Annotated in this window: 15 protein-coding genes; 14 read left to right on the top strand and 1 reads right to left on the bottom strand. The window is 24.9% G+C overall.

What is annotated here, in order from left to right:
- Positions 1 to 6 precede the first annotated feature (6 nt).
- The 14 genes from KMP11_RS04080 (at position 7) to KMP11_RS04015 (ending at position 11,749) form a co-directional block, all read left to right on the top strand.
- The gene (locus tag KMP11_RS04080) at positions 7 to 525 is read left to right on the top strand and encodes a ClbS/DfsB family four-helix bundle protein (RefSeq protein WP_216279526.1); all 519 of its coding nucleotides are present in this window, start codon (positions 7 to 9) and stop codon (positions 523 to 525) included.
- A 377-nt stretch (positions 526 to 902) separates the two neighbouring features.
- Positions 903 to 2,351, top strand: coding sequence for a DEAD/DEAH box helicase (locus KMP11_RS04075; protein WP_215756011.1), 1,449 nt, complete (start codon positions 903 to 905; stop codon positions 2,349 to 2,351).
- Between the two features lie 127 nt (positions 2,352 to 2,478).
- Complete coding sequence (locus tag KMP11_RS04070) at positions 2,479 to 3,324, top strand: patatin-like phospholipase family protein (RefSeq protein ID WP_216279525.1); 846 nt, start codon at positions 2,479 to 2,481, stop codon at positions 3,322 to 3,324.
- Positions 3,325 to 3,385: 61 nt separating this feature from the next.
- Positions 3,386 to 3,940 (top strand): signal peptidase I, encoded by a 555-nt coding sequence (gene lepB, locus KMP11_RS04065; protein ID WP_215756035.1) that lies wholly within the window; start codon positions 3,386 to 3,388, stop codon positions 3,938 to 3,940.
- Positions 3,941 to 4,055: 115 nt separating this feature from the next.
- Positions 4,056 to 4,940 (top strand): NUDIX hydrolase, encoded by an 885-nt coding sequence (locus KMP11_RS04060; RefSeq protein WP_216279524.1) that lies wholly within the window; start codon positions 4,056 to 4,058, stop codon positions 4,938 to 4,940.
- A 15-nt stretch (positions 4,941 to 4,955) separates the two neighbouring features.
- Positions 4,956 to 5,660 (top strand): YoaK family protein, encoded by a 705-nt coding sequence (locus tag KMP11_RS04055; RefSeq protein ID WP_216279523.1) that lies wholly within the window; start codon positions 4,956 to 4,958, stop codon positions 5,658 to 5,660.
- A 14-nt stretch (positions 5,661 to 5,674) separates the two neighbouring features.
- Positions 5,675 to 6,568, top strand: coding sequence for a tyrosine-type recombinase/integrase (locus KMP11_RS04050; protein ID WP_216279522.1), 894 nt, complete (start codon positions 5,675 to 5,677; stop codon positions 6,566 to 6,568).
- 12 nt (positions 6,569 to 6,580) lie between these two features.
- Positions 6,581 to 7,270, top strand: coding sequence for a segregation and condensation protein A (locus tag KMP11_RS04045; RefSeq protein WP_215756016.1), 690 nt, complete (start codon positions 6,581 to 6,583; stop codon positions 7,268 to 7,270).
- 13 nt (positions 7,271 to 7,283) lie between these two features.
- Positions 7,284 to 7,790 carry an SMC-Scp complex subunit ScpB gene (gene scpB / locus KMP11_RS04040; RefSeq protein WP_215756017.1) on the top strand — a complete coding sequence of 169 codons (507 nt, stop codon included), beginning with the start codon at positions 7,284 to 7,286 and terminating at the stop codon, positions 7,788 to 7,790.
- 45 nt (positions 7,791 to 7,835) lie between these two features.
- A complete protein-coding gene (locus KMP11_RS04035) occupies positions 7,836 to 8,561 on the top strand; it encodes a pseudouridine synthase (RefSeq protein WP_215756018.1) in 726 nt (241 codons plus the stop codon).
- 25 nt (positions 8,562 to 8,586) lie between these two features.
- Positions 8,587 to 9,297 carry a response regulator transcription factor gene (locus tag KMP11_RS04030; protein ID WP_215756019.1) on the top strand — a complete coding sequence of 237 codons (711 nt, stop codon included), beginning with the start codon at positions 8,587 to 8,589 and terminating at the stop codon, positions 9,295 to 9,297.
- Between the two features lie 13 nt (positions 9,298 to 9,310).
- Positions 9,311 to 10,621, top strand: a complete 1,311-nt coding sequence (locus tag KMP11_RS04025) for a MurT ligase domain-containing protein (protein WP_215756020.1) — start codon at positions 9,311 to 9,313, stop codon at positions 10,619 to 10,621.
- Positions 10,622 to 10,625: 4 nt separating this feature from the next.
- Positions 10,626 to 11,348: a type 1 glutamine amidotransferase gene (locus KMP11_RS04020; RefSeq protein WP_215756021.1), complete on the top strand. Its 723-nt coding sequence runs from the start codon at positions 10,626 to 10,628 to the stop codon at positions 11,346 to 11,348.
- Positions 11,348 to 11,749, top strand: coding sequence for a GNAT family N-acetyltransferase (locus KMP11_RS04015; RefSeq protein ID WP_215756036.1), 402 nt, complete (start codon positions 11,348 to 11,350; stop codon positions 11,747 to 11,749). The genes KMP11_RS04020 and KMP11_RS04015 overlap by 1 nt, the downstream gene beginning before the upstream one ends.
- 23 nt (positions 11,750 to 11,772) lie before the next feature.
- Here the strand turns inward: KMP11_RS04015 and murF are convergent, their stop codons facing one another.
- Positions 11,773 to 13,137, bottom strand: a complete 1,365-nt coding sequence (gene murF, locus KMP11_RS04010; RefSeq protein ID WP_216279521.1) for a UDP-N-acetylmuramoyl-tripeptide--D-alanyl-D-alanine ligase — start codon at positions 13,135 to 13,137, stop codon at positions 11,773 to 11,775.
- Positions 13,138 to 13,140 lie beyond the last annotated feature (3 nt).

Here is a 13,140-nt window from a genome sequence, read left to right as displayed (position 1 = left end):
GATTTTTTGCGAGTATATAAAGATAAAGAAGAACTTATAGCAGAAATAAATCAAAAATTTGAAAAGTATATTTCAGAATTTGATAATATTCCAGAAAGTTTAAAGGATAAGAGAGTTGATGAAGTAGATAGAACGCCAGCAGAAAATCTTGCTTATCAAGTTGGCTGGACAAGTCTAATTTTAAAATGGGAAGAAGATGAAAGAAAGGGACTTAAAGTAAAAACACCTTCTGATAAATTCAAATGGAATCAACTTGGTGAATTGTATCAATGGTTTAACGAAACTTATGCTCATTTATCTTTGCAGGAGTTAAAAGATAAATTAAATGAAAATGTTAATTCTATTTATGCAATGATTAATTCTTTAAGTGATGAAGAATTATTTAAACCCCATATGAGAAAGTGGGCTGATGAAGCTACAAAAACAGCTACGTGGGAGGTGTATAAGTTTATTCATGTAAATACTGTTGCACCTTTTGGGACTTTTAGAACAAAAATTAGAAAATGGAAGAAGGTAGTTTTATAAATAATATTTTATCTAATTTAATATAGTAATTTAAGAAACAGTAAATTTTAATTTGCTGTTTCTTGTTATTAAAAGCAGAAATAGTTTATAAATAAAACTATTCAAAAAAATAAATATTTTTGAAATATTTTATTTAAGAAAAAATCTATTTATCTATTATTATAAAAAATTAGTATTTAAATTTTTATTTTAGAATACTTATATATAATGATTAAAAATAAAATATTTTATTGCTGTATTGAAAATTATATTGTAATTTTAACACTTGATTTTTGCTTTAATATCCATATTGTGTGACAAATATATTAATATAATGTATACTTATAAAGTTATATTAATACATATGTACAGAATTAAAAGAAACTAAGGAGAAATAGATGACAAAATTTGAAGATTTAGGAATTAGTAATGAAACTATAAGTTCTTTACTAGATATGGGTTTTTTAGAGCCAACAGGAATACAGACAGAAACAATTCCCTATGTCTTATCTGGAATAGATGTTTTGGCACAAGCACAAACAGGTTCTGGGAAAACAGGAGCTTTTGGAATACCTATAATAGAAACTATTAAAAATAATAAGGATATTCAAGCATTAATTCTAACACCTACAAGAGAACTTGCTCAACAAGTTGGTGAACAATTAAGATTAATGTCAAAAAATAAAAAATTGAAAATTTCTATAATATTTGGAGGAACAAGTATCGAAAGACAGATTAAAGATATTAAAAATTCTCCGCAAATTCTTGTAGGTACACCGGGAAGAATTATAGACCACATAAACAGAAAGACTTTAAAATTACTCAACCTAACTCACTTAGTTTTAGATGAAGCTGATGAAATGTTGAACATGGGATTTATTGATGATGTTAAGTACATATTATCAAAAATTTCTACTAACCATCAAACACTATTATTTTCTGCAACCATGCCTGATGCTATAAAAGAATTATCAAAACAATTTATGAATAATTATAAATTGATAAAAACAATGAGCCTAGAAGAATTAAATCCAGATATAGAAGAATTTGCAACCATAGTAAAAGATAATGAAAAATTATCAACATTAGTAGGTTTTTTAGATGTTCATAATCCTAATCTTGCAATAGTGTTCGGTAGAACTAAAAAAAGAGTAGATGAACTATCAAGTGCCCTTATTGCTAAGGGATATTTAGCAGAAGGATTGCATGGTGATATAACTCAATCAAAGAGATTAGAAATTTTAAAAAAATTTAAAAATAATTCTCTGCAAATACTTGTTGCTACTGATGTCGCTGCAAGAGGAATTGATATAATGGATGTTACCCATGTCTATAATTTTGATGTTCCCCAAGATACAGAAAGTTATACACACAGAATAGGGCGTACTGGACGAGCAGGAAAATCTGGTGTTTCAGTAACATTTATAAATCCTGTTGAAATGCCATATCTTCGTGATATAGAAGATATGAAAGGCGAAAGATTAAAAATGTTACGTCCATTTACAAAAGATGAAATTAAAAAATCACGTCACAATAGATTATTTGATGAAATTCTTGTTGATTTAGAAAAAGATACATCAAGTTTAGCAAGTTTAGCTAATAAATTAGTTGCTGAAAGAAATTCAGAAAAAATTATAACAACTTTACTAAATAAATTATTAAACGATAAAAAAGATATAGATATTGAATTATCTTATGAAAAACCTTTAATTAAAAAATCACAAAAAAATAAAAAATTTAATTCTTCATACAAAAAATCTAAAAAGAATGATAATAAAAAATACACTAAAAAATATAGTGATAAAAAATTTTTTGATAAAAGAGGAAAGAGAATGCAAAATAAATAAAACTTTTGTTTTATTTATTTTTTTTATTAATATAAAGAAAATTTATATTTAAGAAATATTTTTTTCTTACATAAAAAATTTTTTTGTGTTAGAATAATCTTTAAAATTATTTTTTGAAAGGATTATTATGAAAGTAGGATTATTATTAGAAGGCGGAGCAATGAGAGGCATGTATACTGCTGGTGTTTTAGATTCTTTTTTAGATAATAATATAAAAGTTGATGGCATTATAGGTGTGTCTGCAGGTTCACTTTTTGGTGTCAATTACGTTTCTAAGCAGAGGGGAAGAGCCTTAAATTACAATACAAAATACATAAAACATCCTATGTATATGGGTTTAAAATCTTTTATTAAAACTGGAAATATAGTGAATAAAGAATTTGCATATTATACTATACCTCAAAAATTAGATGTTTTTAATCAAGAAAAATTTGCAGATTCTAATATTGATTTTTTTGCTACTGTTACAAATATCGAAACTTGCGAAGCTGAATATATAAAAATAAAAGATGTTTTTAAGCAAATGGAAGTCTTTAGAGCAAGTTCTGCCCTTCCTTTTTTCTCACAAGTAGTTGAGATAAATGGTAAAAAATATTTAGATGGCGGAATAGCTGATAGTATCCCTATAAATAAAATGTTAGAAATGGGTTATGATAAAATTATTGTAGTTTTAACAAGACCACATGAATATAGAAAATCTACTAAAAAAAATCCAATACTTTTTAAAATTGCAGAAAAGAAATATGGAAAATTAGCTGAAACTATTTTTAACAGAGCTAAAGTATATAATAATTCACTAGATAAGATAGAAGAATTAGAAAAAAACAAGGAAATATTTGTAATAAGACCCTCTTATGACTTAAAAGTAAAAAGGTTGGAAAAAGATGTAGAAAAAATTACTAAAATTTATAATTTAGGTTTTTCTGATACTGAAAATATTATTGATGATTTAAAAAAATACTTAAATGTGTAGTAATAATTTATATACTGTGGTATAATTAGAAAGTAAAATTTTATATAAAAGAGGAATGACAGTGAAATTTTTAAAAGAAATATTAGAGTGGATTTTAGTTGTAATTGTATCTTTATCCCTATATTTTGCAATTACAACTTACGCAGCAGCACCTTATACAGTAAAAGGGCATTCTATGGATTACACATTCGCAGATAGTGATAAAGTGCTTATAAATAAAGTTAGTAAAAATTATGAAAGAGGAGATGTAATAGTCTTTCACGCTAATGAAACAGATGATTATATAAAAAGAATAATTGGTATTCCTGGAGATACCGTAGAAGTTATAGATGATGTTTTGTACATTAATGGTGAAAAATTTGAAGAACCATATTTGGAGAAAAAAAAATCAGAGTTAAAATCTAATTCTAAGAATGTGAATCTTACGCTAGATTTTAATATTGAATACTTAATAAGCACGAAATCAAAAACTGTTCCAGAAGGTTCATATTTTGTTATGGGAGATAATAGACCAAACAGCACGGATAGTAGGTCATTTGGTTTTGTTAAAAAAGACACTATCGTAGGAAAAGTTATGCTAAGATATTATCCATTTACATCTGTTAAAACATTCTAATAAAACGAGAATTAATCTCGTTTTTTATTTTATTTAAAAATAGTTTAGAGTTTACATAAATTATAAAAAAATGTAAAATATATATTATATTAATTTTATAGTAGGGTGTTAGTTAATGTTTAAAAAATTATTAATAGATATTGAATTAAAAGATATAATTGACAACAATATAAAAAATCTTTATTTAGAAAATAATATTAATTTTGATTATATAGATAGGATTGATAGCCCCATAAAAAATACTCTATATTTAACTGCAAATAAAGATAAAATAACAAGTAATTGTCAAAGTGTATTTCTAATATTGAATGATTATGAATTTTTAGACATTAAAAATTCTATATGTATAAAGTTTTTAGAAGATGTTATTAAAATATACAAATCAGATTTGCTAGTTTCTTGGGCGACAGAATTACAGTTTTTAGCACAAAATACTCTAGCATATAGTAAAAATCAGTTTGATATTGAAAGAGCAGAAAGAATTAGAGAAATAGCTTGTGAAATGATAAGTTATAAATATAAACTTCCAATAAAAAAAGTAAAAAATTTTTTTGCAAATGAAGTAGGGTATCAAACTCCTAAAATAGAAAATAGGGCAGTTATAATAAAAGATTATAAGATACTTTTAGTTAAAGAAAAAATAGATGGAAAGTGGGCTTTACCTGGCGGCTACCAAGATGTAAATAAAACATTAAGGGAAAATATAATTAAGGAATCTTATGAAGAAGCTGGTGCAGTAGTAAATCCTATAAAAGTTATAGCTCTATTAAATTATAATAAGCATCATGAATATTCATTTCCTTTGGGAATGATGAAAATTTTTGTTTTATGTGATTATTTAAGTCATAATTTTTTAGAAAATACAGAAACAGAATCTGTTGGATTTTTTTCGTTAAATGAATTACCTGAACTTTCACAAAATAGAACAACAAAAGAGCAGATAGAAATGTGTTTTGAATGTTATAAAAATGTTGATGAATGGGAGGTTATTTTTGACTAAGGTCAATAATCTATTATGCAAATAAAAAATTTAATTATTTTAAATAAAAACTTACCCAGTAATGAACAAATATTGGTAGCATTATTATTAACATTTGTTGGAGGATTTTTTGACGCTTATACTTTTATAAATTCAAAGGGAATATTTGCTAATGCTCAAACAGGAAATTTAATATTTATAGGTTTAGAAATTGCAAAAGGAGATTTTTTAACCTCTTTTAACTATGTACCACCAGTTTTATTTTTTATTATGGGTGTTATTTTTAATGAATATATTGTAACAAAATATTCAAATTTATCTATTGCTAGGTATCTTAATTTATCCTTAATCATTCAGACCATATTATTAGTTATTGTATATTTAGTACCTAATATTATTGTTTTTGATATAAGACCACTTATTATTTCATTTGTTTGTGCCATGCAGTATGATAGTTTTAGAACTGTAAATAAAATACCCTTTGCTAGTATTTTCTGTACTGGGAATTTAAGGTCGGCTAGTGAACATTTGTTTAGATATTTTTATAAGAAAGAATTAGCTAGTAGAAATAAATTAATATTGTATTTTGTAATAATATTGTTTTTCTTTTCTGGAGTAATTGTAGGAGGAATTTTTTCTAATATCTTTGGGCATAGGGCAATACTATTAACAATATTGATATTATTATTTAATCTTTTTATTTCAACCATACACGATAAGTATATTTTTAATAAAAATTAATAATTGGAGGTCTAATGACTGTAAAAATAATTGATAGATTTAGAACATATTTAGAAAATAAATCCCTGTCTAAAAATACTATAAACTCTTATATATTGGATATTACAAAATTAAATAATTATTCATTAAAAAAAATACTGGAAAATTTTACAACAAATAACGAAGACGTAAAAAAATACTTATTATTTTTAAAAAAAGAAAATTATTCAATTTCAACAATTTCAAGAATAGTTTCCTCTATAAATATGTTTAATAAATTTTTATTCGAAGAAAATCTTGTTGCAAACAAGATAAAGATTGACTTACCAATAAAAAAAAATAATTTACTTGAAGAAGAAATAGTGATATTTTCTAGGGAAGAAATAAGTGAAATTCTGAATTTTAAGGGAGATACTTTTATTGAATTACGAGATAAGGCAATTTTTGAATTGGTTTATGCAATAGGAATAAAACCAACAGATTGTATAAATTTAAAGTATGAAGATGTAAATTTATCAATAGGCTATTTAAAATATAAGGGACAAAAAGATATTATTCATACTGTACCACTTAATAAAGAAACTATAAACTCTTTGCATAAATATATTTTTGAATGTAATAAAAAATTTGATAGTATGGAATATTTATTTGTTTCTTCAAAAGGAGATAAATTAACAAGACAGGGATTTTGGAAAATTTTCAAGAGAAGAGCGGAAGATATTTCAATTACAAAAGACCTTAATCCAACAACTTTTAGAAATTCCTTGGCAGTTCATTTACTAGAAGATGGCATATCAATAGACGAAGTAAGGGAACTTTTGGGATTAAGCACAATTCAAAGTTTAAAAAATTATTTAGATAGTATGAATAAAAGTTCAAAGATAAATAAAATTATAAAAAATCATCCTAGAAATAGAATTAATAGTTAGGAAATATATTTAATGTACAATGTAGAATTAGAAGTTTTCCAAGGACCAATGGATTTACTGCTTCACCTTATTGAAAAGATGGAGATAGATATTCATAATATACCCATAGAAAAATTGACAGATAGTTATTTAGAATATATTAAGCAATTAGACGAAATTTCATTAGAAAATGCTGAAGATTATATTGTTATGGCGTCAACACTAATACTTATTAAAAGTAAAAGTTTACTACCCAAAGATGAAGAAGCCGACTATATTGAAGAAGAATTAGTAACGAAACTTGTAGATTATAAGAATTACAAGGAAATTCAAAGTATTTTATCTGAAATGCAGGAAATAAGAAATAATTTTGGAGAAAAAGAAAATGAAGAAATCTTGTTAGATTCCAAATTAATGAATATGCCTGCTAAAAAGCTATATGTAGCCTTTAAAAACATCTTAGAAAATTCCAATAAATTAAGAAAATTAGAAGAAAATATACGTTATAGGAAAGAAATATCCATAGAAAAAATTAGAGAAGAAATAATTTTCAAAATAAAATCTTACGATAGTAAATTTGAATTTGAAAAATTTATTTTGAATTTTCAAACTAGAGATGAATTAGTCGCAGCTTTTATTTGTATTTTAGATATGTTAAGAGAACAGTTAATTATTTGTAATGAGTTAGGAGAAAAACTATATATCGCGGCTAAAGATATTTAGTAAAAATAAATTTATGTTATTAGATAATACAAAAGAAATATTAGAAGGCTTATTTTTTATAAAAGGCGATGAAGGGATATCCATAGAATATTATTCAATTTTCTCTGATATTACTTTAAATGAAGCAGAAAATATTTTAAATATATTTCTTAATGAATACAATAAAAATTCCAAAGTTTTTGTCATAAAAAAATTTGGTGGTGTTTATAAAATGTTGGTTAAGGATAATATTTATAAATTCATAAAAGAAAAATTGTCTTCTAAAAATTTAGTTAAATTGTCAAAAGCCGCTTTGGAAACACTGGCAATAATTGCTTATAATCAACCTATTTCTAAAGCTCAAATAGATGAAATAAGAGGAGTTAATAGTGATAGCATGCTCTATAATTTATTGGAAAAAGAACTTATTTTTTCAAACAAGACTTTAGATAAAATTGGAAAACCAAAATTATATGAAACGACTGACTTATTTTTAGATATATTTGGTTTAGAAAAAATAGAAGAATTACCTAAAATATAAGAAAATATAAATGAGAAATTATAATTTTAATAGTAGGAGGAAAAAATGGAAGAAAGATTACAGAAATTAATAGCGGCTTCTGGTTATACATCTAGAAGAAAGGCTGAAGAATTAATAAAAGATGGTAAAGTTACAGTTAACGGACAAGTTGTTAGAGAACTTGGGACTAAAGCTAGTTCTAGCGATATAATAATTGTTGAAGGAATTAGGCTGCTGAAAGAAAATAAAAGATATTATTTATTTTACAAACCAGAAAAAGTTATAACTTCAATGTTTGATGAAAAAGATAGAAAATGTGTAAAAGATTTTTTCACAAATGTTTCAGAGAGAGTTTTTCCTGTTGGAAGATTAGATTATGATACTTCAGGTCTTTTACTTATGACTAATGATGGAGAATTTACAAACTTAATTACACATCCTAAACACAAGATTAGTAAAACCTATATTGCTAAAATTAAGGGTTCAATAGACGAAAAACATATAAAAATTTTAAAATCTGGAGTTAGAATAGATAATTATAAAACATCTCCTGCCAAAGTAAGTATTGTAAAAAATAAGAACAAGTCTAGCAATACACTTATTCAAGTAACTATTTTTGAAGGTAAAAATAGACAAGTTAGAAAAATGTTTGAAGCTTTAGGTTATGAAGTAATCAAACTTAAAAGGGTAGCAATAGAGGGCTTAAATTTAGAGGGACTTAAAATAGGAGAATATCGTCCATTAACTATTCATGAAGTAAAATCACTAATAAATAAAGCTAAAAACGGATAATTTTTTGAATTTGGAGAACTAATATATGTCAGAAAAAATACTTGTAATAGATGATGAAGAAAGAATAAGAAAACTTTTAACAATGTACCTGGAAAGAGAGGGGTACATAGTCGACGAAGCCTGTGATGGACAAGTGGGTTTGGAAAAATTAAAAAATGTTGATTACTCTTGTATTCTGTTAGATATTCATTTACCAAAATTAAATGGAATAAAAATATTAAGAGAAGTAAGAACTACTAAGGCTACACCAATTATAATAATTTCTGCCAAGGGAGACGAACAAAGTAGGGTTGACGGTTTTGAAATGGGGGCAGATGACTATGTTATTAAACCCTTTAGTCCAAGAGAAGTAGTTTTGAGAGTTAAGGCAATTTTACAAAGAACGAAAAAAAGTGTTTTTTATATGCCAGAATTTAGTGTTAAAGATGTATTGGTATTTAATGAATTAATAATTGATGTTAATTCTCATAAAGTTTTTGTTTCAGGTTATGAAATAAATTTAACTCCAAAAGAATTTGAACTATTAATATTTTTATCTAAATATCCCGATAAAGTACATAGCAGAACTGAATTATTAAAAGCAGTATGGAATTATGATTCTTATGGCGATTTAAGAACTGTCGATACTCATATAAAACGTATAAGAAAAAAAATTAATGTATACTCTCCTGCAGTTTCAAAAATGATTGTTACGGTTTGGGGAACTGGATATATGTTTGATTCTAGTAAAAATTAATTAAGGAGTTAAGATGATAAAATTTTATAGTGTATTAGCAAAATTAATAAGATTTTCTAGCATACTTGTTGGTAAGAAAGGAACGGATTTACCTGGAAAAATTTTGAGAAAATTAGATAAAAATATATTAAATAAACTATCAAATCAATTTAATGAAATAGTATTTATTACAGGAACTAACGGAAAAACAACTACTTCTAACTTAATAGGCCATACTTTGAAAAAATCAGGCTTTAATATTATTAATAATTTTGAAGGTGCAAATATGCTAGATGGCATAATATCTACGTTTGCAATTCAAAGTAAACCAGATACAAAAATAGCCATTATTGAAATTGACGAAGGTTCAATAAAAAAAGTAATGAACTATATAATACCTACAAAATTTGTATTTAATAATTTTTTTAGAGACCAAATTGATAGATTTGGAGAAATTGATACATTAATAAATACAATAGCTGATGAAATTAAAGACAAAGATATTCAGTTAATTCTAAATAGCGATGACCCTTTTGTAAATAGATTATCAAAATACGGGAAAAATAATGTTTATTTTGGGATAAAAGATGGGGCATATAAATTTCAAGATATTGGAATTACTGAATCAAAATTTTGTCCTGTTTGTTCTAATAAGTTAAATTATTCTCATATTAATTATAGTCAATTAGGTAATTATTCTTGTGATAATTGTTCTTTTAAAAGAGTAGAGCCAGATTACGAAGTAACTTTAGCAGAAGTTAATCCGATTATAAATTTATCAATAAATAATGAAGGGCTATTTTCAACTAATCAATTAGGAGATTTTAATATATATAATTTAATTTCAGCCTATGCAACACTAAAAGTTTTAGGTTTAAGTGAAGAGGAAATAAAAAAAGGAATTTCAACTTATTCTTCTAATAACGGAAGAATGCAAATTTTAAAAAATTCCAAAGAAGCCATGACTTTAATAAATCTAGCAAAAAATCCAGCAGGTATGAATGTATCTTTATCTATGGCAAATACAATTAATAAAAATTCAGCTATAAACTATCTTATTGTATTAAATGATAATGGGGCAGATGGATTTGATATTTCTTGGATATGGGATTCAAATTTTGAAATTTTAAAAAAGCAAAATATTGCTAATATTATTTGTGCTGGTAAAAGGGCTAAAGACTTGGCTTTAAGAATTAAATATGCTGATATAAAAACAGAAATTTTTGTAGAAGAAAATATTAAATTAGCTGTTAAAAAATTAAAAAATCTCAATAGTGAATACAATATTGTAATACCTAATTACACCGCATTGGTAGAAACTCAAAAAGAATTAGAAAGTAGGTAAGATAATGAACTTAAAATTATATCATTTTATGCCAGACAAGTTAAATCTTTACGGAGATATAGGAAATGTCATCTCATTAAAAAAACGTTGCGAGTGGCGTGGAATAAATTTAGAAGTAGAAAATATTACTGATACGAGGGGAGTAAAACTTTCTAATTGTGATATGTTTTTTATTGGTGGTGGTTCAGATAGGGAACAATCTATTGCTACTGAACAATTTGTAAAAATAAAAAATGAATTTAAAGTAGCGATAGAAGATGGTATACCAGCCTTAACTATATGTGGAGGTTATCAATTTTTAGGTGAATATTACAAAACTGCTGATGGAAATAAGTTAGCGGGATTAAATATTTTAGATTTTTATACAGAATCTCTTGCAAATAAACCAAGACTTGTTGGAAATATATTATTAGAATCTGAAAAGTTTGGAGATATAGTTGGTTTTGAAAATCACGGAGGAAGAACATATCATAATTATAATAGCTTGGGTAATGTTATAGTAGGTTATGGAAATAATGACCATGACAAAAAAGAGGGCTTACTTTATAATAATTTAATAGGAACTTATCTTCATGGTCCAATACTACCTAAAAATCCTAATGTAACAGATTATTTAATAAAAGCTGCTTTAGACAATAAATATGGAACTTACGAATTTTTAGAATTAAATAATGACGTGGAATTAACTGCTAATAAGTTTATAGCAAACAAGTTAAGAGGTAAGTAATTAATAATGTTAATTATAAAATAATCGAAAAAATTTCTGTTGAAGATTTTATTGAAATTCTTAATAAGTCAACATTAAGAGAAAGACTACCAGTAAATGATAAAAATAGAATAAAAAATATATTAGATAATTCTAATTTATTAATAGGTGCTTATTTGAATCAAAATTTAGTAGGTATAGTAAGATGTGTAACAGATTTTTATTATTGTTGTTATATTTCTGACTTAGCAGTATATGTTGAATATCAAAATAAGGGAATAGGTAAACAGTTAATAGAAGAAGTTAAAAATAAATTAATGAAAGATACAAAGATAGTATTATTAGCTGCTCCTAATGCAATTAACTATTATAGTAATATTGGTTTTGAAAAATCTGAAAATTCTTTTCTAACAAAAGTATAAAAAATAGATTGATAAGTATCAATCTATTTTTTTATTTCTTCTATTACAGTTTCTAACTTCATTCCTCTACTAGCCTTAAATAAAATAATTTCATTTGTTTTCTTATTTTCTTTTAGGTATTCAGCAACTTCTTTAGTAGTTGTAAAACTTTTTATTTCTATATTTTTATTATCAATTGTATCAGTAATATGTTTTCCTAATTTCCCAACAGAAATTACTTTATTTATAGTAGTATTTTTATTTTTTGAAATATATAATCCTATTTCTTTGTGAAAATTAATTTCGTTACTACCTAGTTCGTACATATCGCCCAATACAATTGTTTTGTAAGAATAACCATTTATTTCTTCTAAAACATCTATTGCAGCTTTCATAGAAGTAGGGCTGGCATTATATGCGTCATTTATTATTAAAGAATTATTGCCATAATCTATGTTTTCCAATCGCATTTTTGTTATTGTTTTTATATTTTCAATAGACTTAATTATAGTTTCATCGCTAATATTTAAAGATTTAGCTATAACACTAGCATACATAATATTTAAAAGATTATGTTTTCCTTTTAATTTAGTTTTTAATTCTCTATCTATATTACTTATATTAAATTTTATAATATTATTTTCTTGTGTATAATTTTCTAAAATTACTTTATTATTACTGTTTATACCACAAGAAATGTAATTTATTTTACTAGATTTTACAATATTATTTAGTAGCTCTTCATCACCGTTATAAATAAATAAACCGTCTTTTTTTAAATGTGAAGTAATTTCAAATTTTCCTCTTGCAATACCACTTCTATCTTTAAAAAATTCAATATGGCTTTCACCAATATTTGTTATTATAGCAAAATCAGGTTGAGTTAATTTAGATAAAAATTCTAATTGTCCAAATCCATCTGCTCCCATTTCTAATACTAATATTTCTGTATCTTCTGGTGCTGCTAGAATAGTTATAGGTAGACCTAATTCATTATTATAATTACCACTTGTTTTGTGAACCTTATATTTAGATGATAGAATTTCTGAAACTATATCTTTTGTAGTTGTTTTTCCGTTTGAACCCGTAATTGCTATAACTTTCGCATTTAATTTTGTTAAATAATTTTCTGCAAGTTTTTGGATAGCTACTAGACTATCTTCAACAAAAATAATATTATTTTTGGTAGCTATATTTTTTTTCATAGATAGAGAAGCACTAGCCCCATTTTTAAATGCTGTATCTATGTATTCATGTCCATCAACATTTTCTCCAATAAAAGGAATAAACAAATCTCCTTTTTGTACTTTTCTACTGTCAATGGCAATTCCTTTAATAAAAATATCATTTTTTATAACTAGTTTATTTGAATTAAGTATTGTATTTAATTCGTTAAGACTATAATTCATATT

Origin of the sequence: Gemella sp. zg-570, assembly GCF_018866345.1 — a bacterium.
GTDB lineage: Bacteria > Bacillota > Bacilli > Staphylococcales > Gemellaceae > Gemelliphila.
The sequence above is the reverse complement of the archived record's forward strand: the minus strand, read 5'-3'. Positions and strand labels throughout refer to the sequence as shown.